The organism is Agrobacterium sp. 5Ca39 (genome assembly GCF_055382365.1).
Genome location: NZ_AP026436.1, coordinates 669,393 through 694,776 on the forward strand (window position 1 = coordinate 669,393; position 25,384 = coordinate 694,776).

General features: G+C 59.5%; 24 protein-coding genes. 16 read left to right on the plus strand and 8 right to left on the minus strand.

The annotated features are described in order from the left end of the window. Nucleotides 1–158: 158 nt before the first annotated feature. Nucleotides 159–641 carry an SsrA-binding protein SmpB gene (gene smpB, locus ACZ47E_RS03280; RefSeq protein WP_004440898.1) on the plus strand — a complete coding sequence of 161 codons (483 nt, stop codon included), beginning with the start codon at nucleotides 159–161 and terminating at the stop codon, nucleotides 639–641. Nucleotides 642–809: 168 nt separating this feature from the next. Here the strand turns inward: smpB and ACZ47E_RS03285 are convergent, their stop codons facing one another. Together ACZ47E_RS03285 and ACZ47E_RS03290 are read right to left on the minus strand one after the other, a co-directional pair. Then, nucleotides 810–2,309, minus strand: a complete 1,500-nt coding sequence (locus ACZ47E_RS03285) for a globin-coupled sensor protein (protein ID WP_037088914.1) — start codon at nucleotides 2,307–2,309, stop codon at nucleotides 810–812. A 217-nt stretch (nucleotides 2,310–2,526) separates the two neighbouring features. Next, nucleotides 2,527–3,096 carry a LabA-like NYN domain-containing protein gene (locus ACZ47E_RS03290; protein WP_004440903.1) on the minus strand — a complete coding sequence of 190 codons (570 nt, stop codon included), beginning with the start codon at nucleotides 3,094–3,096 and terminating at the stop codon, nucleotides 2,527–2,529. Nucleotides 3,097–3,488: 392 nt separating this feature from the next. On the opposite strand from ACZ47E_RS03290, the gene rpoZ reads away from it, so the two are divergent. From rpoZ to recO, 11 genes are all read left to right on the plus strand, one after another. Beyond that, entirely contained in the window at nucleotides 3,489–3,878 is a 390-nt protein-coding gene (gene rpoZ / locus ACZ47E_RS03295; protein ID WP_003521126.1) for a DNA-directed RNA polymerase subunit omega, read from the plus strand. A 132-nt stretch (nucleotides 3,879–4,010) separates the two neighbouring features. Beyond that, nucleotides 4,011–6,245, plus strand: a complete 2,235-nt coding sequence (locus tag ACZ47E_RS03300) for a RelA/SpoT family protein (protein WP_004440906.1) — start codon at nucleotides 4,011–4,013, stop codon at nucleotides 6,243–6,245. 197 nt (nucleotides 6,246–6,442) lie between these two features. Next, the gene (locus ACZ47E_RS03305) at nucleotides 6,443–6,589 is read left to right on the plus strand and encodes a hypothetical protein (RefSeq protein ID WP_003496944.1); all 147 of its coding nucleotides are present in this window, start codon (nucleotides 6,443–6,445) and stop codon (nucleotides 6,587–6,589) included. Between the two features lie 249 nt (nucleotides 6,590–6,838). After that, complete coding sequence (locus ACZ47E_RS03310; protein WP_464016891.1) at nucleotides 6,839–7,417, plus strand: DUF2062 domain-containing protein; 579 nt, start codon at nucleotides 6,839–6,841, stop codon at nucleotides 7,415–7,417. Further along, entirely contained in the window at nucleotides 7,414–7,818 is a 405-nt protein-coding gene (gene acpS, locus ACZ47E_RS03315) for a holo-ACP synthase (RefSeq protein WP_004440912.1), read from the plus strand. Before ACZ47E_RS03310 ends, acpS begins: the two co-directional genes overlap by 4 nt. A gap of 207 nt (nucleotides 7,819–8,025) precedes the next feature. Then, on the plus strand, nucleotides 8,026–8,772 hold the full coding sequence (gene lepB, locus ACZ47E_RS03320) for a signal peptidase I (RefSeq protein WP_003509951.1): 747 nt from the start codon (nucleotides 8,026–8,028) through the stop codon (nucleotides 8,770–8,772). Beyond that, nucleotides 8,769–9,482, plus strand: a complete 714-nt coding sequence (gene rnc / locus ACZ47E_RS03325; RefSeq protein WP_004440914.1) for a ribonuclease III — start codon at nucleotides 8,769–8,771, stop codon at nucleotides 9,480–9,482. The genes lepB and rnc overlap by 4 nt, the downstream gene beginning before the upstream one ends. A gap of 82 nt (nucleotides 9,483–9,564) precedes the next feature. Beyond that, on the plus strand, nucleotides 9,565–10,515 hold the full coding sequence (gene era, locus ACZ47E_RS03330) for a GTPase Era (protein ID WP_022555902.1): 951 nt from the start codon (nucleotides 9,565–9,567) through the stop codon (nucleotides 10,513–10,515). A 146-nt stretch (nucleotides 10,516–10,661) separates the two neighbouring features. Further along, entirely contained in the window at nucleotides 10,662–11,414 is a 753-nt protein-coding gene (locus ACZ47E_RS03335; protein ID WP_004440919.1) for a Crp/Fnr family transcriptional regulator, read from the plus strand. A 130-nt stretch (nucleotides 11,415–11,544) separates the two neighbouring features. After that, a complete protein-coding gene (locus tag ACZ47E_RS03340; protein ID WP_004440922.1) occupies nucleotides 11,545–11,922 on the plus strand; it encodes a response regulator in 378 nt (125 codons plus the stop codon). Nucleotides 11,923–11,978: 56 nt separating this feature from the next. Further along, nucleotides 11,979–12,743, plus strand: coding sequence for a DNA repair protein RecO (gene recO, locus ACZ47E_RS03345; protein WP_006699397.1), 765 nt, complete (start codon nucleotides 11,979–11,981; stop codon nucleotides 12,741–12,743). Nucleotides 12,744–12,756: 13 nt separating this feature from the next. On the opposite strand, the gene ACZ47E_RS03350 is transcribed toward recO, so the two are convergent. Then, nucleotides 12,757–13,974, minus strand: coding sequence for an MFS transporter (locus ACZ47E_RS03350; protein ID WP_004440927.1), 1,218 nt, complete (start codon nucleotides 13,972–13,974; stop codon nucleotides 12,757–12,759). 164 nt (nucleotides 13,975–14,138) lie between these two features. Here ACZ47E_RS03350 and ACZ47E_RS03355 point away from each other — a divergent pair, with 164 nt between their 5' ends. Beyond that, entirely contained in the window at nucleotides 14,139–14,873 is a 735-nt protein-coding gene (locus ACZ47E_RS03355) for a class I SAM-dependent methyltransferase (RefSeq protein ID WP_278067327.1), read from the plus strand. A gap of 275 nt (nucleotides 14,874–15,148) precedes the next feature. Here ACZ47E_RS03355 and ACZ47E_RS03360 read toward each other — a convergent pair whose 3' ends face one another. The 4 genes from ACZ47E_RS03360 to ACZ47E_RS03375 all read right to left on the minus strand — a co-directional run bounded on the left by ACZ47E_RS03360 (nucleotide 15,149) and on the right by ACZ47E_RS03375 (nucleotide 21,263). After that, a complete protein-coding gene (locus tag ACZ47E_RS03360) occupies nucleotides 15,149–15,991 on the minus strand; it encodes an MOSC domain-containing protein (RefSeq protein ID WP_278067506.1) in 843 nt (280 codons plus the stop codon). Between the two features lie 9 nt (nucleotides 15,992–16,000). After that, a complete protein-coding gene (locus tag ACZ47E_RS03365; RefSeq protein WP_278067328.1) occupies nucleotides 16,001–16,645 on the minus strand; it encodes an HD domain-containing protein in 645 nt (214 codons plus the stop codon). After that, nucleotides 16,642–19,437, minus strand: a complete 2,796-nt coding sequence (locus ACZ47E_RS03370; RefSeq protein ID WP_278067329.1) for a DUF2339 domain-containing protein — start codon at nucleotides 19,435–19,437, stop codon at nucleotides 16,642–16,644. The genes ACZ47E_RS03365 and ACZ47E_RS03370 overlap by 4 nt, the downstream gene beginning before the upstream one ends. A 266-nt stretch (nucleotides 19,438–19,703) precedes the next feature. Next, complete coding sequence (locus ACZ47E_RS03375) at nucleotides 19,704–21,263, minus strand: VOC family protein (protein WP_207588978.1); 1,560 nt, start codon at nucleotides 21,261–21,263, stop codon at nucleotides 19,704–19,706. 288 nt (nucleotides 21,264–21,551) lie between these two features. Between ACZ47E_RS03375 and ACZ47E_RS03380 the strand changes: the two genes are divergently transcribed. The 3 genes from ACZ47E_RS03380 (at nucleotide 21,552) to ACZ47E_RS03390 (ending at nucleotide 24,446) form a co-directional block, all read left to right on the plus strand. Beyond that, on the plus strand, nucleotides 21,552–22,595 hold the full coding sequence (locus ACZ47E_RS03380; protein ID WP_107339821.1) for an ABC transporter substrate-binding protein: 1,044 nt from the start codon (nucleotides 21,552–21,554) through the stop codon (nucleotides 22,593–22,595). Nucleotides 22,596–22,842: 247 nt separating this feature from the next. Continuing rightward, nucleotides 22,843–23,631, plus strand: a complete 789-nt coding sequence (locus ACZ47E_RS03385; protein ID WP_278067330.1) for an ABC transporter ATP-binding protein — start codon at nucleotides 22,843–22,845, stop codon at nucleotides 23,629–23,631. Further along, nucleotides 23,628–24,446, plus strand: coding sequence for an ABC transporter permease (locus tag ACZ47E_RS03390; RefSeq protein WP_004440949.1), 819 nt, complete (start codon nucleotides 23,628–23,630; stop codon nucleotides 24,444–24,446). Before ACZ47E_RS03385 ends, ACZ47E_RS03390 begins: the two co-directional genes overlap by 4 nt. Nucleotides 24,447–24,630: 184 nt before the next feature. Here ACZ47E_RS03390 and ACZ47E_RS03395 read toward each other — a convergent pair whose 3' ends face one another. After that, complete coding sequence (locus tag ACZ47E_RS03395; RefSeq protein ID WP_004440952.1) at nucleotides 24,631–25,317, minus strand: ZinT family metal-binding protein; 687 nt, start codon at nucleotides 25,315–25,317, stop codon at nucleotides 24,631–24,633. Nucleotides 25,318–25,384 lie beyond the last annotated feature (67 nt).

Consider the following 25,384-nt stretch of genomic DNA (forward strand, 5'->3'; position numbering starts at 1 on the left):
AGGTCTGAAAAGCCAGAAGGCGCGCAATGGACCGCTTCGCAGCAGAAGCCGTCCCGCGCGCCTTTTCTTTTCGTGGCGACGATACTAAATAGAGGTTCGAAAACCGCTCTCGGCGGCAGGCCGAAGGCGCAATAAGAAAAACAAGGGATTGAAATATCATGGCCCCCAAAGGCAGCCAGCGCGTGGTGAACAAGATCGTTGCGGAAAACCGCAAGGCCCGTTTCAACTACGAAATCGTCGACACCTATGAGGCAGGACTGGTGCTGACCGGCACCGAGGTCAAGTCGCTGCGCGAAGGCAAGGCGAACATTGCCGAATCCTACGCGTCGGACGAGGGCGATGAAATCTGGCTCATTAATTCCCACCTGCCGGAATATCTGCAAGCCAACCGTTTCAACCATGAGCCGCGCCGCCGCCGCAAGCTGCTCCTGAGCAAGCGCGAGATCAACCGCCTACGCGCTGGCATCAACCGCGAAGGCATGACGCTGGTGCCGCTCAAGATCTACTTCAACGACAGGGGCCGTGCGAAGCTGGAACTGGCGCTCGCCAAGGGCAAGAAGCTGCACGACAAGCGCGAGACGGAGAAGGAACGCGACTGGAACCGGCAGAAGTCGCGGTTGTTGAAGGGTGGGGCGGCCTAAGTTCGCCGCCTTTCGCAGCATGCTCCTCCGTCATGCCGGACTTGATCCGGCATGCAGTCGCAGCGCGTCTGCGCTGTGAGAAGAGCCCTTTCAGCCCAAGGACTTGGGCTGGCTGGATCCCGGCTCAAGGCCGGGATGACGGGAGTGTGTTACTGCCCGCTGCGCCCGTCACGCCGCCCGGTACGTCCGCTCCACATGCGCCTTCGTCGTCGAAACGCTGAACCGGCTGACAAGCGCCGCCAGGTTGGCGCTGACATCGCTCAGATTGTGCGTGGCTGCATTGGTCTCTTCCACCATCGCCGCATTCTTCTGCGTCAGATTGTCCATGCTGTTGATCGCCGCACTGATTTCCTGAATGCCGACGGATTGTTCCTGCGCCGCCTTGGTGAGCGAGGTGATGTGATCCTTGATGTGATCGACCTTGCTGCCGATCGTATTCAGGGATTCACCCGTTTTGTTCACCAGCGAAACGCCCTGCATCACATCCTCGGAAGACTTGGCGATCAGTGTCTTGATTTCCTTTGCGGCGGTGGCGGAGCGTTGCGCCAGTTCACGCACTTCCTGCGCGACGACGGCGAAACCCTTGCCAGCCTCGCCGGCGCGCGCGGCTTCCACGCCGGCGTTCAACGCCAATAGATTGGTCTGGAACGAAATCTCATCAATGACGGAAATAATCTGGGTGATCTTCTGCGACGAGTCCTCGATGGCGCCCATCGCTTTCACCGCATCCGTCACCACATTGCGAGAGCGTGCTGCTTCGATGGCCGAACTTTCGACGATGGCCTTGGCCTCCTCGGAACGTTGCGCCGACAATCTGGAAATGGTGGTGATTTCCTCAACGGCTGCGGCGGTTTCCTCAAGCGCGGCCGCCTGCTGCTCCGTCCGGCGGGCCATGTCATCGGTGGCGGAGGTGAGCTCGCGCGTATTGCCGGAAATCTTGTTCGCTTCCTCCACGATCTGGGCGAATGCACCGGCGAGATTGCCGACGGCGGTGTTGAAATTGGCGATCAGCCCTTCGAATTGCGGCGCGGTCTTTTCGTTGATGCTGGAGCTGAGGTCGCCGTTGGCCAGCCGGTCGAGGGCACTGTTGAGGAGCGTGAGAATATGGTCCTGCTCCTTCTTCATCTGCGCCTGTTCGGCCTCTACCTTATGCCGCTCGGCGGCGAGCACGTCGAGATAGACGGAAATCGAATAGTCCATGTCCAGAAGGGCGGCCTTGATGGTGGCGGACAAGGCATCCTTCACCTTCCTGGCCTTCTTCTCCATGAATAGGCCCTTCAACTCCGACTCGATCAGGGCCTTGACGATGCCGTCAAGCATCAGCGCATAACCGCCAATGTACCATCGCGGCTCCAGCCCCAGTCTGGCATGGGTGCGGCCGATCGCGGTCACGGCATCTGTATAGTCCGCGTTGAATGTACCGGAGGCGATTCTCGTCCAGTGTTTGAGTTGCATGCCCTTGGCGTGCTGCACATGTGCGTCATTGGCAAAGAACTTCGCCGTCTCCGGCACCGAGCGCACTTTCGCATAGAAGCGGTCCAGCGACGCATCGAGAGAGCCGGTGATGACGCCCTTCATGTCTGAGAGATTCTGTCGCTGCTCGTGGCCGAGCCCCAGAAAATTCAGTCTTTCTTCGAGCTGTCGGTCGGTTTTTTCTTGGCCATGCATGTCTAGTCATCCTGCTTTGGCACCCAAATCATGTCGTTGGTGCCGTTACTTGATTTAGACACGTCTAAAATTAACCAAGATATAATTTTCCCCGGCCGGATTTGACGGTTGTTAATTTCAGGGGGAATTTTTTCCCTGCCGATAGGGGGGTAAACAAAAACGCGCCAGTCTTTGAGACGGACGCGTTTTCGAAATATCGGTGATTGCGAAATCGGGATCAGACCGTCTCGGGGCCTTCCGCGTGCCGGGCAGGGCGCTCATTCGGGTCGCGTCCGATTTCGGCTTTCAGCGTCATCAGGTCGATGAAGTGATCGGCCTGGCGGCGCAGGTCGTCGGCGATCATCGCTGGCTGGGTGGCCATGGTGGAAACCACGGAAACCTTGCGGCCCTTGCGCTGCAGCGCGTCCACCAGCGTGGTGAAATCGCCGTCGCCGGAAAACAGCACCAGGTGATCGACCGTTTCGGATTGCTCCATGGCGTCGACCGCCAGTTCGATATCCATGTTACCCTTGATCTTGCGGCGGCCGAGCGCGTCGGTAAATTCCTTCGCCGGCTTCGTCACGACCTTGTAACCGTTATAGTCTAGCCAGTCGATCAGCGGGCGGATCGAGGAATATTCCTGATCTTCGATCAGGGCCGTGTAATAATAGGCGCGCAGCAGATAGCCGCGCTTTTGAAACGCCTTCAGAAGCTTGCGGTAGTCGATATCGAATCCCAGGCTTTTCGATGCTGCATAAAGATTGGCTCCATCTATGAAGAGCGCAATTTTCTCCCGTGGATCGAACATTCCATCCCATTCCTTTTTTTGGAAAGGCCATTATCTGGCTTTTATATCCGGTCGATAGCGCTAAATATCATGTCGTATCAACGCGCTTTGCGTACCGCCGTTGCGTTTTAAGTAAGCTACCTTCCCCCTTATTCCAAGACAATTCTTCTAGACATTTTGTTCATCAGGCGCCAAACATCGAGGATAAGGTGCCAAAAGACGCCAAAGACAGGAAAAACTTGAATTCCGCGGCCAATGGCTGTATCGGAAGCTGGAAAGCTTCGTCGCGAGAATTTCCAGGTGTTTTCCGCACGGCACGAAGCGCAGATTCAATAGGTTAGAGCAACCCTTGTGCATCCTGAAGACCGCACGGCGCTCTGATCCACGACATTACGACCCGCAAAGGACAGGCAATGGCCCGCGTCACAGTTGAAGATTGCATTGATAAAGTAGACAACCGTTTCGAGTTGGTGCTTCTCGCCAGCCACCGTGCGCGCCAGATTTCTCAGGGCTCTTCCATCACGGTTGACCGCGATAATGACAAGAACCCCGTCGTTGCGCTGCGTGAAATCGCCGACGAGACGCTGTCTCCCGACGATCTGAAGGAAGACCTCATCCATTCGCTGCAGAAGCACGTGGAAGTGGACGAGCCCGAGCCCGATCCGGTCACGCTTGCCGCCGCCGCTGCCGACAGCGAAGAAGACGACCAGCCGGAAACTGTCACCTTCGACCAGATGTCGGAAGAAGAACTGCTGGCCGGTATCGAAGGCCTTGTGCCGCCGGAAAAAAATGACGATTATTGATCCGGTTTTATGACGCCTTTGGCAGATGGCGGTTACCGTCTGTCAATAGTTGCCGTCATAATCTGATCCTTATTGATGCAGCATTGTGCGCCGACCCCAAGGTTGGCGCGCTTTCTTTTTGTGGAATATCGCATGATGCGGCAATACGAACTCGTTGAGCGGGTTCAAAAATATAAACCGGATGCGAATGAGGCCCTGCTGAACAAGGCCTATGTTTACGCGATGCAGAAACACGGCCAGCAGAAGCGGGCCAATGGCGACCCCTACATCTCGCATCCGCTGGAAGTTGCCGCAATCCTCACTGAAATGCATCTCGACGAATCGACCATCGCGGTTGCGCTGCTGCACGATACGATCGAGGACACCACCGCAACTCGCGCTGAAATCGACGAATTATTCGGCGAAGACATCGGCCGGCTGGTGGAAGGGCTGACCAAGCTCAAGAAGCTTGATCTCGTCACCCGCAAGGCGAAACAGGCGGAGAACCTGCGCAAGCTGCTGCTCGCCATTTCCGATGACGTGCGCGTCCTCCTGGTGAAGCTCGCCGATCGCCTGCACAACATGCGTACCATGGAATACATGCCGGCAGACAAGCGCAGCCGCATTTCCGAGGAAACCATGGAAATCTATGCGCCGCTCGCCGGCCGCATGGGCATGCAGGACATGCGCGACGAGCTGGAGGACCTGTCCTTCCGTTATCTCAATCCGGAAGCCTATGAGACGGTGACAAACCGTCTGCAGGAACTGGAAACGCGCAATGAAGGCCTCATCAAGAAGATCGAGGACGAGCTGCGTGAATTGCTCGTGGCGAACGGCCTCATCGGCGCGGGCGTCAAGGGTCGGCAGAAAAAGCCTTATTCGGTGTTTCGCAAGATGCAGTCGAAGTCGCTCTCTTTCGAGCAGCTGTCTGACGTCTACGGTTTCCGCATTCTGGTCGACGACATTCCCTCCTGCTATCGGGCGCTCGGCATCGTGCACACACGCTGGCGTGTGGTGCCGGGCCGCTTCAAGGATTACATCTCCACGCCGAAGCAGAACGACTATCGGTCCATCCACACCACCATCGTTGGCCCGTCGCGTCAGCGTATCGAGCTGCAGATCCGCACCAAGCGCATGCATGAGATCGCCGAATTCGGCATTGCCGCCCACGCGCTCTACAAGGACGGCGAAAACGGGGAGGGCGATCTGCTTTCGCCGGAAAGCAACGCCTATTCCTGGCTGCGCCACACCATCGAATCGCTGGCGGAAGGCGACAGCCCGGAAGAATTCCTTGAGCATACCAAGCTGGAACTCTTTCAGGATCAGGTGTTCTGCTTCACGCCCAAGGGCAAGCTGATTGCCCTGCCGCGCGGCGCGACGCCCATCGATTTTGCCTATGCGGTGCACACCAATATCGGCGACACCACCGTTGGCGCCAAGATCAACGGCCGGATCATGCCGCTCGTCACCCGGCTGAACAATGGCGACGAGGTGGAGATCATCCGCTCCGGCGTGCAGGTGCCGCCCGCCGCATGGGAAGAGGTAGTGGTGACGGGCAAGGCCCGCTCGGCCATTCGCCGCGCCACCCGTATGGCCATCCGCAAACAATATTCCGGCCTTGGTTATCGCATTCTCGAGCGCACCTTCGAACGCGCCGGCAAGGCCTTCTCCAAGGAGGCGCTGAAGCCGGTCCTGCATCGGCTGGCGCAGAAGGATGTCGAGGACGCCATCGCGGCCGTCGGCCGTGGCGAGGTTTCCTCGCTCGATGTGCTGCGCGCGGTATTCCCGGATTATCAGGACGAGCGCGTGACGGTGAAGATGACCGGTGACGACGGCTGGTTCAACATGCGCAGCGCCTCGGGCATGGTCTTCAAGATACCGGGCAAGTCCCGTTCGGCGCTGGAGGATGACGGTGCGGCCGAAATGCTCGACGGGCCTGACCCGCTGCCCATTCGTGGCCTTTCCGGCAATGTCGATGTGCATTTCGGGCCGGCCGGCGCCGTTCCGGGGGACCGCATCGTCGGCATCATGGAAAAGGGCAAGGGCATTACCATCTATCCAATCCAGGCGCCGGCGCTTCAGCGCTTCGACGACGAGCCGGAACGCTGGATCGATGTGCGGTGGGATCTGGACGAAGCGAACAAGTCGCGCTTCATGGCGCGGGTGATGATCAATGCGTTGAACGAGCCGGGCACGCTTGCCTCGGTGGCGCAGTCGATCGCAACGCTCGACGTCAATATTCGCGGGCTGAACATGGTCCGCATCGGTACTGACTTCTCCGAGTTGGCGCTGGACGTGGAAGTCTGGGATCTCAGGCAGCTGAACCAGCTTCTGTCGCAGCTCAAGGATCTGGATTGCGTCTCCACGGTCACGCGTGCCTTTGATTGAGGCATTTTTGATGCCCTTGAGATAATGTAAGGCCGTTGTTATGCGTTCTGTGCATGGCAGCGGCCTTTTCCTGTCTCTGGTCGTTAATGCGGTTTGCGACTATTTTCCTCTCAGAAATTGAAGAGAAGGAAACGCGGCGTGCCGGTGGATGAACACCGATGAGAAACGCCAGTTCCAAACCGAAAGGACCGAAAATCATGTTTACTCCGCTTCGCAAGATCGCTCGCGCCGTTCGTGGCAAGACCACCCAGGAACGCGAATTCGAATATCTCAGCGGCTCGGTATCGAATGTCGACCTCGAGTTCCGTCAGCGCGAAATCGACCGCGGCCTGTTCCGCCGGTAATGCGCTCAGCGCATGGCAGCCAATCGCCATGCGTATGGACACGGAAAGCGCGGCGGTAATGGCCTGTGTTTTCCTGTGCACCGCAAGCCCAGGAGATACGCGCCTCAGCGCGTCTACTCCGCGCCGCTGTCCAGTGTGACTGATCGGGTATGCTGCATCTGCAATGATCAGCGTGGGATAACCGGGCAAAAGTTCTTTGTTGCCTACCACGCTCTTGGCTCGGCCGGGGTGATGAAATAGACTGCCCCCATGCCGTTTCGCCGCCGTGAACCCGTTGGTTTTTCAGAGAAGATTCGCGACCTCTTCTGGCCGCGAACGGGTTTTTCCCGTTCCCTGCGCTACATGAAGTTGCGCCTGCTCAGGCTTTCTGCATCTCCCCATTCCATTGCCGCCGGTGTCGCCATCGGTGTGGGTGTGGCGTGGATGCCGTTTCTCGGTGTTCACATCATCATTGCCATGGCGCTCGGTTTCCTCATGCGCGTCAACCTCGTGGCGGCGGCACTCGGTACGACGTTCGCCAATCCGCTGACATTTCCTTTCATCTGGGCCTCCACCTGGGAGCTGGGACATGTCATTCTCGGGCGAAAGACGTCGGAAAGTGCTGCGCATGTGGATTTCGTGGCGCTGTTTAGCCATCTTGAATTCCGGCAGATATGGACGCCGGTACTGGAACCCATGACCATTGGTGCGGTTCCGCCCGCCATCATCAGCGCGGTCATCGCCTATATCGCCGTTTATGGGCTCATCAACGGCTTTCAGCGCCGCAAGATGGAAAATCTCGCGCATCGCGCCGCCAACAAGAATGCTTCTCTGGAGATGTTGAATTGATCATTGGATTGGGAAGCGACCTGATAGACATCCGGCGCGTTGAAAAATCGATCGAGCGCTTCGGCGAGCGTTTCACCCATCGGTGTTTCACCGATATCGAGCGCGCCAAATCCGATGGCCGCAAGAACCGCGCCGCGTCCTATGCCAAGCGTTTCGCCGCCAAGGAGGCCTGTTCCAAGGCGCTTGGCACCGGCCTTGCGAACGGCGTTTTCTGGAAGGACATGGGCGTCGTCAACCTTCCGGGCGGCAAGCCCACCATGGTGCTGACAAACGGGGCAGGGGAGCGACTGGCGGCCATGCTGCCCGCAGGCCATCGCGCCAATATTCACCTGACGATCACGGATGACCACCCTTACGCTCAGGCATTTGTGATCATCGAGGCGCTTCCCGTGATCGATTGACGCCTGGGGGCACCGTTGGGCGCGCTCTATTTGCACGGCTGTCACAGAAGCGCTTCCCTTCGGGCTGGAAAGGTTCTAGAGAAGTCGCAGAAATATGAAAGCGTTGCGGGCCGCGTGAAACAGCATCACCCGCCCCAGGCGCGATAAGCAACGGCCCGTCAGCTTCTTGGATCGAAGAAGCCGGGAAACAATCAGGCAGGTCTTTAAGTGTCGGAAAAAGCGGAAAAGAAGCAGAACGCCCTTTGGGAGAACGTCAAGGTCATCATTCAGGCGCTGCTGCTGGCGATGGTCATCCGCACCGTGCTGTTTCAGCCCTTCACCATCCCGTCGGGCTCGATGATGCCGACGCTGCTGGTCGGCGACTATCTTTTCGTCAACAAGTTCTCCTACGGCTATTCTAAATATTCGCTGCCTTTCTCGCCGAACCTGTTTTCGGGCCGCATTCTGGAATTCAGCAAGCCGAAGCGCGGCGATGTCGTGGTCTTCCGCCTGCCGCCCAATCCTGAAGTGGATTACATCAAGCGTCTGGTCGGCCTGCCGGGCGACCGAATTCAGGTCACGAATGGCGTGCTGTTCATCAACGGCCAGCCGGTGCCCAAGCAGCCCGACGGCACCTTCACGTCGGATTATCGCGCCGATCCGGGCGCCAACGTACCCGTTTTCCGCGAAACGCTTGACAATGGCGTTACCTACGACACGCTCGATCAGTCGCCCGACTCGCGCGGCGACAACACCCGCGAATTCGTGGTCCCCGAAGGCCATTATTTCATGATGGGCGACAACAGAGACAATTCGCTAGATAGCCGCTTCGATGTCGGTTTCGTGCCGGAAGAAAACCTGATTGGCCGCGCCAGCGTCATCTTCTTCTCTTTGGGCAACGACACGCCGTTCAGCCGCATTTGGGAATGGCCGGCCAACATGCGTTGGGACCGCCTGTTCAAGGTTGTGGGATGAGCAAGACCAAGCCGCTTTCCGCGGACGAGATTTCCCGTCTGGAAGCGTTGATCGGATATGAGTTCAAGGAAAAGGCCCGGCTCGACCGGGCCTTGACCCATGCCAGCGCCCGCTCCGCCGCGGCGGGCAATTACGAACGTCTGGAGTTTCTGGGCGACCGCGTTCTGGGTCTCTGCGTTGCAGAGCTTCTGTTCTCCATCTTCCGCAATGCGTCCGAAGGTGAGCTTTCGGTGCGTTTGAACCAACTGGTCAGCGCCGAATCCTGCGCGTCGATCGCTGACGAGATGGGCCTGCACAATTTCATCCGCACCGGATCCGACGTCAAGAAACTCACCGGCAAGGCGATGCTGAACGTGCGCGCCGATGTCGTCGAAAGCCTGATTGCCACCATCTATCTGGATGGCGGCCTCGATGCGTCGCGCAAATTCATTCTGAAATATTGGCAGGGCCGTGCCACGAGCGTGGATGCCGGACGGCGTGACGCGAAAACGGAACTGCAGGAATGGGCGCACGCAAAGTTTGCGGTCACCCCATCTTACCGGGTTGACGATCGCTCCGGACCGGATCACGATCCCCGCTTTACGGTGACTGTTGAAATTCCCGGCGTAAAGCCGGAAACCGGCGTCGAGCGTTCCAAGCGCGCGGCCGAGCAGGTGGCGGCAACCAGATTGCTGGAACGCGAAGGCGTCTGGCAGAAAAGCTCTACCTGAAACTGAGCTGACCGGCGACGGCAGCTGACTATCAAGCGCATGGCGAGCCCTCTGGCCGCATGTTGAATACCTCTGACCTTGAATGGATATCATGACCGATCACGAAAACCCCGCCTCGACAGGCGAAGACAATGCCCTTCCGACCCGCTCCGGCTTCGTTGCCCTCATTGGCCCTACAAATGCCGGTAAGTCGACGCTGGTAAACCGCCTGGTGGGCGCCAAGGTTTCCATCGTCAGCCACAAGGTGCAGACGACGCGTGCGGTCATGCGCGGCATCGCCATTCACGACAACGCGCAGATCGTGTTCATGGACACGCCCGGTATCTTCAAGCCGCGCCGTCGGCTGGACCGCGCCATGGTCACCTCCGCCTGGGGCGGCGCGAAGGACGCCGATCTCATTCTTCTTTTGATCGACAGCGAGCGCGGCCTGAAGGGTGACGCTGAGGCGATTCTCGAAGGCCTGAAGGACGTCCCCCAGAAGAAAATCCTCTGCCTCAACAAGATCGACCAGGTAAAGCGCGAAGACCTCCTGAAGCTCGCCGCCGCCGCCAATGAGACGGTCGCCTTCGACCGCACCTTCATGATCTCGGCGACCAATGGCTCCGGTTGTGAAGACCTGATGAACTATCTGGCCGCCGAATTGCCGGAAGGCCCATGGTATTATCCGGAAGACCAGATCTCCGACCTGCCCATGCGCCAGCTTGCCGCCGAAATCACCCGCGAAAAGCTGTTCCTGCGCCTGCACCAGGAGCTGCCCTATGCCTCGCATGTCGAGACGGAAAAGTGGGAAGAGCGCAAGGATGGCTCGGTGCGCATCGAGCAGGTGATCTATGTCGAGCGCGACAGCCAGAAAAAGATTGCGCTCGGCAAGAACGGCGATGCCATCAAGGCGATCTCCACCGCCTCGCGCAAGGAACTCTCGGAAATCCTCGAGCAGCCGGTGCATCTATTCCTGTTCGTCAAGGTGCGCGAGAACTGGGGCGACGACCCGGAGCGTTTCCGCGAAATGGGGCTGGAATTCCCGCGAGGCTGAAAGCGCGTCATTCCCGCGTTTCTGTGAGGATACAGAAACGCGGTGGGAGGAGCGCGATGTCTTTGTTCCCGGCAGGGAACCGAATATCCTTGGAACGGGTTGTTCCAAAAACAATTGGGCGCAACCTTTTTTCATGATGGATAATCATGTCACCCAAAAAACCGAACGGGATTTCCACCACCCCCTGCCAGCAATGCCCGCTGCGCGATCTACCGCATTTCAGGGACTTTTCTTCTTCGGAACTGGATTTCGTGTCCCGTTTCAAGACGGGGGAATTGGCGGTGGAGAGCGGCTCCGTCATCCTGATGGAAGGCTCACACAGCGCTCACCTCTACACGGTGCTTGCGGGCTGGGCATTTCGCTACAAGACTTTGGAGGACGGCCGGCGGCAGATCCTGAATTACGTGATGCCGGGCGACCTCGTCGGCCTGCAGGGCACGGTGATGGGGGAGATGCAGCACTCGGTTGAGGCCTTGTCGCCGGTCACGCTGTGCGTCTTCGAGCGATCGCGCCTCAACAATCTCTTTACCGACCACCCGACGCTTGCCTATGATCTGACATGGATTGCGGCGAGCGAAGAGCGCATGCTCGACAGTCATCTGCTCAGCATCGGCCGTCGCACGGCGCTTGAGCGCGCGGCCTACCTTATCGCTTTCCTTTACAGCAGGGCGAAAGCGGTCGCGCTGCTGCAGGGCGAGGCGACGATTCCTGTCACCCAGCAGCACGTGGCCGATACGCTCGGCCTCTCCATCGTCCACACCAACAAGACGCTGAGAAAGCTCGTCGATCGCGGGCTTATCCGCTGGACGGACAAGGGCTGTCTGGTGCTGGATGACGCCGGACTGGCGCAAGTTGCGGGCTGGGAAAGCGACGGCAAGCGGCAGAGACCGTTTATCTGATCTTCCGACATGTCTTTTTTAAATGACGGGCGAGCCGCAATTTGCGACTGCTCCCATGATATCTCACTGGAGAATCGTTTCGAAGACGACGGCTTCGAGCCTGACGGCTCTCTTTGTTAGGAAGAAAAATATGGTGCCACAACGGGTTATCATCGTTGAGGATGAATATCTGGTGGCGCTCGATGTTGAGGCGGTTCTCCAGTCGATGGGTGTGGAGACCGTTATCATCGCCACGACGCTTGCGCAGGCGAGGAAGGCTCTCGAAGAGGATGGCGCCGATTGCGTGCTTCTCGATGTCAGCCTTTCTGACGGTAAAAGTTATGATTTTGCACGCCACTTGCGGTCTGCGTCCATTCCTTTCGGTTTTGTCAGCGGTTACGGCGACACGACCGGATTCCCCGAAGATCTCCTGCATGCGCCCTTGCTCGGCAAGCCTTTCGGAGAAAATGAAATCACCGATTTCGTCCTCCGCCTCGTCGATGCGGCGCGTGTTACCGTAAAAGAATAACGTTTCGCCGCCGGATCGGTTATGATCGGGCTTGAATCGAAATTCGGACAGGTTTCATGCAGTGGCAGGATGAGGCGATCATTCTCGGCGTAAAGCGCCATGGCGAGACGAGTGTCATCGCCGAGGTGATGACCCGCACACGCGGCCGCCATCTCGGCATGGTGCGCTCCGGGCGCTCCCGTAGCATGCAGCCGGTGCTGCAGGCCGGAAACCGGGTAGACGTCGTCTGGCGCGCTCGCCTTGACGATCATCTCGGAGAATACCGCATCGAGCCCCTGCAACTGCGCGCGGCGCAATTGATGGAAACGGCCACCGCCGTATACGGCGTCCAGGCCATGGGCGCGCTGCTGAGGCTTTTGCCGGAGCGCGATCCGCATCCGCATCTTTATCAGGCACTCGATATCATTCTCGATAATCTCCACGACCCGGCCGATGCAGGCGAACTTTTCGTGCGCTTCGAGTTGGCGGTGCTGAATGATCTCGGTTTCGGGCTTGATCTTACCGAATGTGCGGCGACGGGGCTGCGCAACGATCTCATCTATGTTTCGCCGAAAACGGGAAGGGCGGTCTGCCGCACGGCGGGAGCGCCCTATGCGGACCGGATGCTGTCGCTTCCGGCTTTTCTCGGCGAAGGCCAGTCGAAAGCCGCTGATCCCGAGAGCCTTGCGGCAGCTTTTCGCCTGACCGCCCATTTTCTCAACCGCCATGTCTATGATCCGCGCGGGCTCAATGAAAACGCCGCCCGCGACGGTTTCGTGCAGGCGGCGCTGAAGGCTTTGGAGCGCAGGGGATCGCCGCCCGCACTGGACAGGGCCGGTTAATTCAGGGCCATCGCTATTGGGCGAAGGCCGGCCGTGGGGCGGGGCGTTCTTCAATGGGCCAGTGCACGACGGCCGCAAAAATCCCCATGCCGACGCCAAGCCACCAGACGAGGTCGTAAGAACCGAACCTGTCATAAAGAAAGCCGCCCAGCCAGACGCCAAGGAACGAGCCGATCTGGTGGGTGAGGAACACGACGCCGCCGAGCATGCCGAGATGGCGCGTGCCGAACATGATGGCCACCAGCGCATTTGTGGGCGGCACGGTGGAGAGCCAGAGTATGCCCATGACGGAAGCAAAGAGAATGACTGAAAGCGGCGATTGCGGCAAAAGCAGAAAGGCAGTCACGACCACGGAACGGGCAATATAGATATAGGCCAGGAAATAGGGCTTGGAATAACGCTGTGCGATGACGCCGGCGGCCAGCGATCCGATGATGTTGAAGAAGCCGATGAGCGCCATGGCAATCACCGCGTAGCGTGGTTCGATACCGATATCGCCGAGATAGGCCGGGAAATGCGCGGTGATGAAGGCCACCTGGAAACCACAGACGAAGAAGCCCGTCGTCAGCAGCAGATAGCTCTTGTGGCCAAGCGCTTCCTTCAGCGCTTCGCCCGCGGTCTGCTGGAACTGCGCCTGCGACTGGGTGCCGGAGGATGAGTTTCCGCGCATGAAAAAGGCGAGCAGCGGCACCAGCATCATCATGGCGGCGAGCCAGACGAGACTGTCCGACCAGCCATAGGTGGAAATCAGCCCCTGGCTGATAGGTGCAAACAGGAACATGCCTGCCGAACCCGCCGCCGTGCCGATACCAAAGGCGAATGAACGCTGCTGCGGCGTGACATGGCGGGCGAAGGCGGAAAGGATGACGCTGAAGGACCCTGCGGCAATGCCAAGCCCAACGAGAACGCCGCCGCCGAAATGTAGCCAGAAGGGCGATGTGCCGAAGGACATGCAGATGAGGCCCGTCGCATAAAGAAAGCCCGAGAGCACGAGCACGCGGCCCGTACCGAACTTATCGGCGATGGCGCCGAAGAAGGGTTGGCCGAGACCCCAGAAGAGGTTCTGCAGCGCCATGGCAAGGCCGAAGGTTGAACGATCCCAGCCGGTATCGGCCAGCATCGGCAACTGGAAAAAGCCCATGGCGGAGCGGGGGCCGAACGTCATGACCGCAATCAGCGACCCGGCTGCGATAATCAGCCAGGGCATGCTCTGGCGAGTGGCTTGCGACATGAATATTCCCCCCTCGCAGCGCCCGCCTCTGAAAGAAGCGCAAAGCATGCCGCGGATTCCACAATGATGGGATGAATATTATCTTTTGTCAGCCGGCCCCACTAGCGACTTTTCTTGACGGCCATTATTCATGCGATTGATGGAATGCGGCCTAAGAGGCGACGATGAAACAGAATATCTACGACGATCCCGGGTTTTTCGAGCGCTACAGCGCCATGCCGCGTTCCGTGGAAGGTCTGCGTCAGGCCGGTGAGTGGCACGAATTGCGCGCCATGCTGCCCCCGCTGAAAGACAAGTCCTTTCTCGACCTCGGTTGCGGTTTCGGCTGGCATTGCCGCTTTGCCGCGGAGCAGGGCGCACGCCATGTCGTCGGCGTCGATCTCTCGGAGAACATGTTGCGCCGCGCCGCCGAGATCAATGGTGGGCCCGGCATCGAATATCGCCGCGCCGCTATCGAAGACATCGATTTTCCGCCGCAGAGTTTCGATGTGGTGCTGAGTTCCCTTGCCCTGCATTACGTCCGCGATCTCGACGTGGCATTCGCAAGGATTTTCGCCGTGCTGAAAGCGGGCGGCGATTTCATTTTTTCCATCGAGCATCCCGCTTTTACGGCGCTGGAAAAACAGGACTGGTTTTACGGCGAGGATGGCGAAATCCTGCACTGGCCACTCGACAACTACCAGAACGAGGGCGTGCGCCACTCCAACTGGATGGCGGACGATGTGGTAAAATATCACCGCACCGTGTCAGCTATCGTCAATGGCCTCCTGTCCGCTGGTTTCACCCTGACGCGTCTGGCGGAACCACGACCGGATCCGGCTTTGGTGGCCGAGCGCCCGGAGCTGAAGCATGAAGACCGCCGCCCGATCTTTTTGATCGTCGGTGTGAAGAAGTCGTGACATGACCCGTGCGTTGTATCGCCGGGGTGCACAAAGATTGAGATCGGCGCGTCAGGCTCGAAGCTTGCCTTGTTCACAGTGCTCCGTCCCTCCTCATCTCTGTGCTTGTCACAGAGATCCAGCCAGCCCAACTCTTTGGGCTGAGGGATTGTTTCGCCGCGCAGACGCGCATCGGCTGGATTCCTGTGACAAGCACAGGATGAGGGGAGCGAGGGTTTGACGACAGGTTAAAGCGCTGCCTGATGCCCAGAGGATTCCGTTTGAACCGGACTGACTTAGCGCCTCTTGATCGCCCAGCCTTCGGGCCTTTCCTCGATCACCTTTGCGACGTCGCCGACAGACAGCCTGCCTTCACCGCGCGGCGTCACGTTCCAGCCGAACAGCGGGCCGGGCACGCGCCGGTCTGCGGACATGCGGATGCGGCCCATGGCCTTCATGGGAGAGGGCACATCGCGGGAGCCGGTCGTCTGATCCTGCGTGGTCATGATGCAGCGGGCGCAGGGTTTGACGAGATCGAAGCGAATGCCGCCGATCTCGATGGCCGCCCACCCGTCTTCCGCCCATGGTTCGTCCGTCTCAAGCACGATATTGGGCCGGAACCGCTCCATGCCAACGTCGTCTTCGCCATTTTCGCGCATGTTGTCGTTCAGCGCGGCGAGCGAGGCGGTGGTGGTGACAAGGATCTGGTAGCCATCCGCAAAGGTGACGGGCGTTTCATTGCCTGTCCACTCGAGGCTCGCGATGCGTTTGGAAGCGTTATCGAAAAAGGCGAGCTTCACTTCGCGTCCGAGCCATGCCGAGAGCGTGTCATTGGTCAAAGCGTCGGCCATATTGGCGCTGACGATCGATTTCCATACCGCCACATCCATGCGCTCGCCGGATGGCCTTGCGACGATCTCGCCATGCTGGTCGCGCGAAAGCAACATGCCCCCGTCCTCGTGCCGCGCCAGAACCGTGGCAATGGCAGGCAATTCACGCTGGGTGATGAAGTGGCCCGACGGGTCCACAAGCATGGCGCGACGGTCACCCGGCAGACCCTCGGCCGACACGGCGCTGTCCGAGAGGGAAATGCCGCGCGCGCTTTTCAGCGGGTAGATATTAAGCTCTGTCACACGCATCATGCTTCCTCATATTTCATCGAGAAACAGGTCCAGCACCTGTTTCAGCCGCTCATGGCGGGCTCTGGCCATCTGCCTGCCGGTCTCTGTGCGAAAACCATCTGCCAGCTTGAACAGCTTGGTCTCGAAATGGTCGATGGCAAAAGCGCGGTCATCAAGCGGCCGTTCCTTCGCCAAGGGGTCGACCGGATCGTAAAGTGCGGAGCCCATGCGTCCGGCAATATAAAAGCAGCGCGCCGCGCCCACCATGCCGATGGCGTCCAGCCTGTCGGCATCCTGAAGGATTTTCGCTTCCAGTGTCTGCGGTTCGATATTGGCGGAAAAGCTGTGGGTGATGATCGCATGCGTGACGGCGTCGATATCCTGCTTCTTCCAGCCGAGGCCGGCCAGAATGCCTGAAGCCTTTTCTGCCGCCAGCCGTGATGCCTGTGCCCGCAAGTGCGAGTTTTTCTCCACCGCCACACAATCATGCAGCAGCACGCTGGCCGCCAGCACGGTGCCATCGCCGCCTTCACCCGCATGGATGCGCATGGCATTGCGGAAGACGCGGTGAATATGGGCCAGATCATGCGAGCCGTCGCCCGCATCGGCGGCGTGGGGGATCAGATCCTGCGCAAGCGCCTCATGGGGCGCGAAAGCCTCCGCCGCGATCATGCCTGCGGCTTCCGGGTGAGGATTTTCTGGTAGAACAGGCCGATGCCGATGAGCACCGCGCCGAGCCCGATGAAGGACAGCGCCCGGAGCACGCCTTCGAGGTTGCTCATGTCGATCAGGAAGGCTTTGGCAACCGAGATCAGCACGAAGGCGGCCGATGCCAGACGCAGGCTGCGGGCATTAAAGCGCGAGCCAAGCACGAGCAGCAGGACGCCGATCAGCAGCCAGACCACCGAGTAGCTGTAGGTCTCGCCCTGCATAAAGCCCTTCCAGTCAGCAATGTTCTCGCCCTGCCAAAAACGGCGCACCGAAAGCGTGGCCCAGGCAAAACCGAGCGCTGCTCCCGCCACCGCCAGCATGCTGACATAGGGCGGCGGACGTTTTCCGCGCGCGTAATAGGCGAGGCCGCCATAAGCGAATGCCGGCAAAAGGTAACCGATCAGCAGCAGGTTGAGGACCGGGATGCGGCCGGTATTCTCGCCGGTGAAATAGGGGTTGAGCGTGAAGAAATGCATCGTCAGCACGTTGATGACGGCGATGACGCCGGCGATCATCGAGCCGTAACGGAAGACGGGGCTGGGGCTTTTCAAATCCAGCGTCATCAGGACACCGGAGAAGCCGATGGTCAGCAGCGTGTAGATCGACTGCTCGCCGAGCGTCGGCACATTGCTGTCGAGCGTACCGCCATTCATTGCGTGGCGAACGAGGATGGCCACGGCCAGAAGTCCCATGACGCTGGCGATGGCCTGCAGGAAGTTCTTGATCCGCATGCCCGCCCAGTCGCGCAACAGCCACGCGGAGACGATGGCCAGCAAGGCAGGGATGCCATAGCCCGGCAGCAGCGCGTTGAAGACCGGCGTCGTGCCGAGATTTTGCGGCCCGACGATTGTCGGCTCCCAGGCGATCCGGCCAAGAACGGCAACACTTGCGACAGCCATGACCCAGGGCAGTATATCCCAGTTGCGGTAGCGGCTCGCCAGCACGTAAAGGAAGCCGATGACGGACAGCAGCACTGTCGTCGCGAGCCCGTCCGTCAGCGTATGCAGGCAGAGCGCGAAGGCGGCGAAGGAGCCGAGCACAAGGATGTTCAGCGGCTTGCGATAGGCCTCACTGTTGCGCCGGTGCAGCCATTCAGCACCGGCAAGCAGCACGAAGCCAAGGCCGAGACCATAGGCCGCGTGCAGCCAGTCGCGGCCGAGATTGCCATATTCGACGAAGCTCGCCGTCGCGAGCCAGACAGGGAACAGGGCGGCAATGCCAGCCCAGAGCTGGGCGAAATCCGCATCTTCCGCGCCCTTGCGTTTCAGGAAGGAAAAGGCGCACAGCACGAAGACAGCGCCAAGGCCGAGCGCCATGGCAATTTCCGCAGCGTAGCCTGTGCCCACGGGCGGAAGCGTCACGCCGGTATCATTCACGAGACCAATAAAATCGATGCCACGCCGCGACATGAGCGACACCGCAGACTGCGCGCCGAGCGCGGCGATGATCGCCGGCCAGACGGCATAGTGATGGGCAGCGCCGAGTGCTGCAAGAACTGCAATAAGCGCTGAAACGATGAGCGCCGGGTGAGTATCGACGCTGCCTTCGGCAAAGAGGAAGCCGATGGCCGGCAGGATCACCGCCATCGATACGGTGAGGTTGAGGGCGAGCGACGGGCGCAGCAAAAGCCGCATGATGCGAATCGCGCGCCGCTCGGGAGCTGCCGTTTCGGCAGCGTCCGGAGGCGTGGTGTCGTACTGTTTTCCGGGCCAAAGGAAGATCGTGCCAGCGAGCATAATGAGCAGGGCAAGAGTCGGCGGTTCGGCACTGATTGCATCCGAAAAGCCGATATATCCGAGAGCCCATAGGCCAAGTCCGGCATTGGCAAGCGACGGGACCACCGTCCAGCCCTGCCGGCGCGCCGCTGCCGCGGTTGCGAGCCAAGAGACGGTGAGGAAGACGAAGAGCGCCCAGATATTCGGCGTTTCGGTGGAAATCAGCGCCGGCGTCAGCATCGAACCGAGAAGTCCGAGACCGGCGAGCGCCTGTCCGTGCAACAACGACAGGCCGATGGTGGCGAAGGCGACGAGGCCAAGCAGGATAAAGGCGGTGCCGGGGCCGATATAGTCGTAGATGCCATAAGCCGCATAAACCACACCGAACAGCGTCAATGCACCGGCCGCGGTGAGCACACCCGGTATCATGGCATTGGAGTAGGTGGTGGCGATGCCTGGCACCGCCTTGCGGCGGATCGCTTCACCGGCAAGCCCGAGAAAGAGGCCGAAAATGGCGGCGAGCGACAGCCTGACCGCCGGGCTGAGCAGGCCTGATTCGATCGAATATTTGACGAGGAAAATGCCGCCGAGCGCCAGCGCCAGCCCGCCCGCCCAAACCGCCCAGCGCGCGCCGAGCAGGCTTTCGAAGCTTTCTTTCGCTGCCGGGGCAGACGCGTTATCAGAAGCCGCCACGGATACGGCATCGGCGAGTGGCGCAGCGGGAGCGTCTTTGCGCGCCACGTCTTGATCCGCCGCAGCGGTGCTGGCTTCTGAACGCTCGAAGGCGTCTTCATCCCGGATGCCCGCTGGTTCCAGCGCCGTCTGGCCTTCCGTCTCTGCTGCGAAATCAGTCTTTTCGGCGGTTTCCGCGTTTTCTGCCAGTGCCGCAGCAGGAGCGGCCACGCCCGCCGCCATCAGCCGCTTGAGGCTGTGAACCTCCCGTTCGAGCGACTTGATGCGGCTTGAATTGCGGATGCTTGCGACGAGCGTGTAGATGAAGGCCGCGACAAGGGCGAGGATAAACAGCGGGATTTCCAAACGGACTCTCCAATTATGAAGCTGTTTTTAAAGCCCTTTTGGTGAATTTATGCAAGGCCCGGTTGATGAGGTTGTGGGTAACGGGGGAGCGAGCGCTCGCATCCGCTTCTTCTCCCCGAGGGGAGAAGTCTGCGGCAGTGGGATGAGGGGGCGAGGGTAGAAATAAACTGAGAGCTTGCCCCCTCAACCGACCCTTCAGACCACTTTCTCCCCTCGGCGAGAAGAAATGGGCGGCATCCGCTCGCCTCATGCGCATCCCCCGAAAATCAGGGAACATACGCCAGCCAGCGCCGCGCCACTTCGATATCCGTGAGCCCGAGTTCGTGCCCATCTTCCAGCGTTTCCACCTCAACCCTTGCGCCGTTTGCCGCAAGCCTGTCCCGCAACACGCTCGCCCCGTCGCGGTATTTGTCGCGTTCTCCCGCAACAAGCAGGAAGCTGCGGCCGGAAAGATCACTTTCCGGCCATGTTTCGAGAACAGGCATTGGGCGGTACAGCAGGGCGTCCCCGGCAAGCTCCGGATAAAGCGCGGCAAAGGCCGCATAGAAGTTTGCCCCATTGGAATGGCCGATAAACCGCAGTTTCGAACGATCGAGCCCATAGGAGCGGATTGCCCCTTCCACGAATGCGGCGAAGGCTTCCGCTTCCGAGACGATATCCTTCTGGTCGAAGCTGAAATCGGGATAACGCCGGAACCACCGGGCAATCCCTTCTTCCGTACTGCGGCCGCGGACGCCGAGAAGCGTCGCGCCCGGTGCTGCCCGGTGCGCCAGCGGCATCAGGCTTGTTTCACTTCCGCCGGAACCGTGCAGCAGAATCATGGTGCTGCCATCAGGCTCTTCGGGCGTGTAGAAACGGTGTACGAAGGGCAGGTCGCGATAGACGATGCGCTCTTCGCCAGGCATCGCAAATTGCGGCAGGGCGACACGCACATCCGCCTCATCCTTCATGAAGAGCGGCGGGATGAACAGTTTTTCGCCGAGCGATTCCAGCGGTTCGTCCACCGTCATACCCGGCCCGTCGGTCGCCATTTCGATCAATACCCCGCCCGGTTCGCGGACGTAGAGCGAATGGAAATATTTACGGTCATGGGCGTTGGTGGTGCTGGAATTCAGTGATTTCAGCCCGGTTAGAACCGAGTTCAGCTCATCCATGTCTTTTGCGCGGAAGGCTATGTGATCAACCGTGCCGGTGCCCGGCGCGCTGGACCAGAAGCCTGTGGCGTCGCGCACATCGATAATGTCGCCGCTATCGGAAACGAGCCGGCGAATTGCGCCCGTCTGGCTTACCTGCCTATATCCGAAGTGCTTTTCGAGAAAAGCCACGGTTTCTTCCGGCACTTCGCTCAGCACGGTTGCACCGTAGATGCGGCGAATGGCGTCCTCTTCGGAAATGTCTTTCGTCACGTGCGGCGTGGCGTCGTCAAAGGCCTGAGTGCCGACCAGCTTGACGATCAGCCCGTCAGGGTCTTTCAGCCGAATGACGGGCTCGCCGAATTCGTCGTAGGGACCTTCCGCCCGGATGCCGAATTTCAGCGCCCGCGTCAGCCAGAAGCCGATGGCGGCAGGATCGATCGCCACGGAAATTTCCAGTGTCTGGCCATAACCCACACGGCCTTGGCCACCATCCTCCCACACCAGAAAAGTCAGCAGGGAACCGGGCGAGGCGATGTCATCGCCATAGAGCAGATGAAGCTGCATGGCGTCTTCGAAGCCCGCCGTGCGTTTGGCCAGCCGCAAGCCCAGAAAGCCGGCGTAAAAATCCACATTCGCCTGCACCTTTCGGGTGATCATCGTGATGTGGTGTATGCCCAGTGCAGAATTCATCTTGCCCCCGCTGTAGCCGCCTGCTGTTCGTGGCCTATTTGTCTCACGCTGCCCCTGATCCGCAACCCCGGCAAATGAGAACGCTGTGTTCTCTGCGTGAACGATACTGCTCTCGCTTCGTTGCATGCGCGATGGGCAGAATGCCGGCTTTTTGCCTGGCTCGCGAGTAATTGTGCATATAAAATAAGCATACAAAATAACGGCTATTTTGTATGCAATTTTGTCTTGCCTTGGAGGTCGGAATTGGGTCTTATGCAACCAATCCAACAAAACCATCAGGGGGAACAGATGATTTTAACGCGCAGGTTGTTGACCAGAGCTCTGGCCATTACCGCCATCGGTGTGTCCGCCGGCTTTTCGCTGCCAGCGGGGGAGGCGCGGGCAGAAACGCCGGTGAAATTCACGCTCGACTGGAAGTTCGAAGGTCCGGCCGCCGGTTTCCTGCTGGCACTCGACAAGGGGTACTTCAAGGCCGAGGGCCTCGACGTCACCATCGACAGCGGCAACGGCTCGGTCGAAGCCATTCCGCGTGTCGCGACCGGCGCCTACCAGATGGGTTTCGGCGACATTAACTCGGTGATGAAATTCCTCGATGAGGATCCAAGCCAGAAGGTCAAGGCCGTCTATATGGTTTATGAGCGGCCCACTTTCGCCGTTGTTGGCCGCAAGTCGCTTGGCGTCACCGGCGATCCGAAATCGCTGGAAGGCAAGAAGCTCGGCGCGCCGCCGCCGGATGGCGCTTTTGCGCAATGGCCGGCTTTCAAGCAGGTCGCCGGTCTCGATGACAGCAAGATCAAGATCGAATCGATCGGTTTCCCGGTGCGTGAGCCGATGCTCGCCAAGGGTGATGTCGATGCCGTTTTCGGTTTTGCCTTTTCGGTGATCCTCAATCTCAAGAAGCAGGGCATCGGTGACGATGATATCTCGACCATTCTGATGGCCGAGCACGGCTTGAATCTCTATGGCAATGCAGTGCTGGTAAACACTGATTTCGCTGAGAAAAACCCTGAAGCGGTGAAAGGTTTCCTGAAAGCGCTGGCCAAGGGCTTTGCTGATTCCGTCAAGAACCCCGAAGAGGGCGTGGCTGCTGTTCTCAAGCGCAACGAGACACTCGACAGCGCCATTGAGCTTGAACGCCTAAACATGGCCAACAGCATGAACATCAAGACGCCCTATGTGGTGGAAAACGGCATGGGCGGCGTCGAGCCAAGCCGGCTTGCCGCCTCGCTGGAGACGCTCAAGGTGTCCATGGGCCTGAAGGGCAACGTCAAGGCGGAGCAGGTCTTTGACGCGACCTACCTGCCGGCCAAGGCAGAACGCATGCTTCCCTGATGGGTAAAATGAGTGGGTGCCGCAGGTTTCTTCTCCCCGCCGGGGAGAAGTCCGCGGTAGCGGGATGAGGAGGCAAGCTCTCGGTCTACCGCCGACGTTTCCCCCTCATCCGACCCTTCTGGCCACCTTCTCTCCCTCGGGGAGAAGAAACAAGCGGCAACGCCGGGTATAGCCGGCAGCCTAGGGAATTGCGGCGGGAGTAACGAAGGCCATAAGCGCCCGTTCCAGCCTGAAAATGGGGATCGCGATGTCACATCTCGTGGAAATAGATAATGTCGACATGCGCTACGGCGGGTCGGCCGGCACGCTGGCCGTCTCCGACTTGAACCTGACGGTCGACAAGGGTGAATTCGCGGCCGTGGTCGGCCCGTCTGGCTGCGGTAAGTCGACCCTGATGAAACTGGTGACGGGGCTGCATATTCCGCAGAAGGGCAATGTCATCGTCGCCGGACGGCAGGTCACGGAGCCGGTTTCCATTGTCGGCATGGCGTTTCAGAACCCGACGATGCTGCCCTGGCGCACGACGCTCGAAAATATCCTGCTGCCACTGGAGATCGTCGAAAAACATCGCCGTCGTCTGCGCGCCCACAAGGCGGAATATGTCGCGAAAGCCGAGCGACTTCTGGAAATCGTCGGCCTCAAAGGTTTTGGCTCGAAGTATCCGTGGCAGCTTTCCGGCGGCATGCAGCAGCGCGCCAATCTTTGCCGTGCGCTGATTCACGAACCGGAACTGCTGATGCTGGACGAACCTTTCGGTGCGCTCGATGCCTTCACCCGCGAGGAATTGTGGTGCGTCATACGCGACCTGCACGCCGCGCAGCGCGTCACGATCATCCTGGTGACCCACGATCTGCGCGAGGCGACATTTCTGGCCGACAAGATTTTCGTGATGAGTGCGAGGCCGGGCCGGGTGCTCGCCGAACACCGCGTGCCATTTGCACGCCCGCGCCAGCTCGACATCATGTATGACAAGGGTTTTAACGACATGGTGCAGGAACTGCATGGCGAAATCGCGCAGGCGAGGGTGGCGGCATGAGCGCGATCGTGGAAAGCACCGTGGCGGCCGAACCGCCGAAGCCGCTGATTGCCCGCGTCAACTGGGTGAAAGCCGCTCCCTGGCTTTATACGCTGGCGCTCTTCGTGGTGTGGGAACTGCTCGTCCATGCGCTGAAAATGCCGCCCACGATCCTGCCATCCCCGGTAAGGGTGGGCCAGGCCATCATGCAATATTGGTCGCCGATCTGGAAAAACTCGCTGCAGACGCTTTATACGACGACACTGGGCTTTGCCCTTGCCGTGGTCGCCGGTCTTGCTATTGGCCTGTTCATTGGCTGGTCGAAAACCATCTATGCCGGGCTTTATCCGCTGATGATCGGTTTCAACGCCATCCCCAAGGTGGCGCTGGTGCCCATCCTCGTCATCTGGTTCGGCATCGGCACGGTTCCCGCCGTTCTGACCGCCTTTTTGATCTCCTTCTTCCCGATCGTCGTTAATGTGGCGACCGGGCTTGCCACCATTGAGCCGGAAACCGAAGACGTGCTGCGGGCGCTCGGTGCCAAGAAGATGGACATCATGTTGAAGGTCGGTATTCCGCGGTCCATGCCCTATTTCTTCGGCTCGCTCAAAATCGCCATCACGCTCGCCTTTGTCGGCTCGGTCGTATCGGAAACCGTCGCCTCCAATTATGGCCTCGGCAACATGATGAGTTCGGCGCAGAGCCAGTTCAATGTGCCGCTGGTCTTTGCCGGCCTGCTGATGCTCGCGGTGGAAGGCATCGCCATGTATGCCATCATGGCCTGGCTCGAAAAGCGCATGACGGGCTGGGCGCATCGCTCCACCATGGGGCAGTGAGTCTTTCTTCTTCCCCCCAGGGAAACGGTGGCCCGAAGGGCCAGATCAGGGGGGCGACGGCACAGATATGCGGAGAGCTTGCCCCCTCAACCCGCTGCCGCGACCTTCTCCCCGGCGGGGAGAAGGCGAAAGATGTGCTTGCCGGCATTCCTCACGCTCCGGAAAGCCGCGAGCCTGCTATAGCTCAATGCGCCGCCATTTCTTTGACGATATCGGCGCCGTCCATCAGGAACGGATAATACGTTGGCCAATTGGTCACTTCGTCCAGCAATGCCTTGCGGTCGTTGCCCCAATAGAGATGGTAATGGCCCGCCTTGACCGGGGCGATGGAGTGATCGCTGAACTGGATGAATTGCGGTGCGGCCTCATCGCCGCCGGTTTTCTTGAAGATGTAGCGGACCCCACGATTGCCCTTCTTGTAGGTCAGGATTTCGTGGCCGTCGCTGACATAGGTGCCTTCAGCGGGTTTGCCATCTTTATAAAACGCCACGCTGTCGCTCTTGATGACGATACGGTTCACGTCGGTCTTGTAGCCGACCTCGTAATAGGCGCGGTATTCGGCGGCCGTCTTGTCGCCATGAGCCGCCTTTTCCGCCATGACGGGATCGAGCGAGCCGTTCAGCAGGTAGGGATAAACGGATTGCCAGTCGCCTTCCCAATCGGAAAGTGTGCGTGGTTTCACCTGGGCATCCTCGAAATAACCCTTGTAGATCTGCTTTTCAGCTTCGGTCATCTGATGGCCGTGATCGTGCCCGTGCTCATGGCTGTGGGCTGCGGATTTGTCGCCACCGGCAGCCATTGCCGTGGTCGCCGCCAACAGCATGGAACCAAGTGCGACAGCGCCGGTGAGGCGGGTGATTGTCTTCTGCATTGTTTCGGCTCTCTCCTAAGACAAGTTATGTAATAACATTACGTATGAAGCTATAGAGATCGCATCA

Excerpts from the sequence above, each read along its gene's own strand:
- ACZ47E_RS03350 (WP_004440927.1), bottom strand. The coding sequence starts at position 13,974 with ATGTCGCAAGCCACTCGCCAGAGCATGCCCTGGCTGATTATCGCAGCC.
- ACZ47E_RS03340 (WP_004440922.1), top strand. The coding sequence starts at position 11,545 with ATGGTGCCACAACGGGTTATCATCGTTGAGGATGAATATCTGGTGGCG.
- ACZ47E_RS03365 (WP_278067328.1), bottom strand. The coding sequence starts at position 16,645 with ATGATCGCGGCGGAGGCTTTCGCGCCCCATGAGGCGCTTGCGCAGGAT.
- ACZ47E_RS03355 (WP_278067327.1), top strand. The coding sequence starts at position 14,139 with ATGAAACAGAATATCTACGACGATCCCGGGTTTTTCGAGCGCTACAGC.
- ACZ47E_RS03380 (WP_107339821.1), top strand. The coding sequence starts at position 21,552 with ATGATTTTAACGCGCAGGTTGTTGACCAGAGCTCTGGCCATTACCGCC.
- ACZ47E_RS03335 (WP_004440919.1), top strand. The coding sequence starts at position 10,662 with ATGTCACCCAAAAAACCGAACGGGATTTCCACCACCCCCTGCCAGCAA.
- era (WP_022555902.1), top strand. The coding sequence starts at position 9,565 with ATGGATATCATGACCGATCACGAAAACCCCGCCTCGACAGGCGAAGAC.
- rpoZ (WP_003521126.1), top strand. The coding sequence starts at position 3,489 with ATGGCCCGCGTCACAGTTGAAGATTGCATTGATAAAGTAGACAACCGT.
- ACZ47E_RS03395 (WP_004440952.1), bottom strand. The coding sequence starts at position 25,317 with ATGCAGAAGACAATCACCCGCCTCACCGGCGCTGTCGCACTTGGTTCC.
- rnc (WP_004440914.1), top strand. The coding sequence starts at position 8,769 with ATGAGCAAGACCAAGCCGCTTTCCGCGGACGAGATTTCCCGTCTGGAA.
- ACZ47E_RS03310 (WP_464016891.1), top strand. The coding sequence starts at position 6,839 with ATGCCGTTTCGCCGCCGTGAACCCGTTGGTTTTTCAGAGAAGATTCGC.
- smpB (WP_004440898.1), top strand. The coding sequence starts at position 159 with ATGGCCCCCAAAGGCAGCCAGCGCGTGGTGAACAAGATCGTTGCGGAA.
- recO (WP_006699397.1), top strand. The coding sequence starts at position 11,979 with ATGCAGTGGCAGGATGAGGCGATCATTCTCGGCGTAAAGCGCCATGGC.
- ACZ47E_RS03360 (WP_278067506.1), bottom strand. The coding sequence starts at position 15,991 with ATGCGTGTGACAGAGCTTAATATCTACCCGCTGAAAAGCGCGCGCGGC.
- ACZ47E_RS03285 (WP_037088914.1), bottom strand. The coding sequence starts at position 2,309 with ATGCATGGCCAAGAAAAAACCGACCGACAGCTCGAAGAAAGACTGAAT.
- ACZ47E_RS03375 (WP_207588978.1), bottom strand. The coding sequence starts at position 21,263 with ATGAATTCTGCACTGGGCATACACCACATCACGATGATCACCCGAAAG.
- ACZ47E_RS03300 (WP_004440906.1), top strand. The coding sequence starts at position 4,011 with ATGATGCGGCAATACGAACTCGTTGAGCGGGTTCAAAAATATAAACCG.
- ACZ47E_RS03385 (WP_278067330.1), top strand. The coding sequence starts at position 22,843 with ATGTCACATCTCGTGGAAATAGATAATGTCGACATGCGCTACGGCGGG.
- ACZ47E_RS03390 (WP_004440949.1), top strand. The coding sequence starts at position 23,628 with ATGAGCGCGATCGTGGAAAGCACCGTGGCGGCCGAACCGCCGAAGCCG.
- ACZ47E_RS03290 (WP_004440903.1), bottom strand. The coding sequence starts at position 3,096 with ATGTTCGATCCACGGGAGAAAATTGCGCTCTTCATAGATGGAGCCAAT.
- ACZ47E_RS03305 (WP_003496944.1), top strand. The coding sequence starts at position 6,443 with ATGTTTACTCCGCTTCGCAAGATCGCTCGCGCCGTTCGTGGCAAGACC.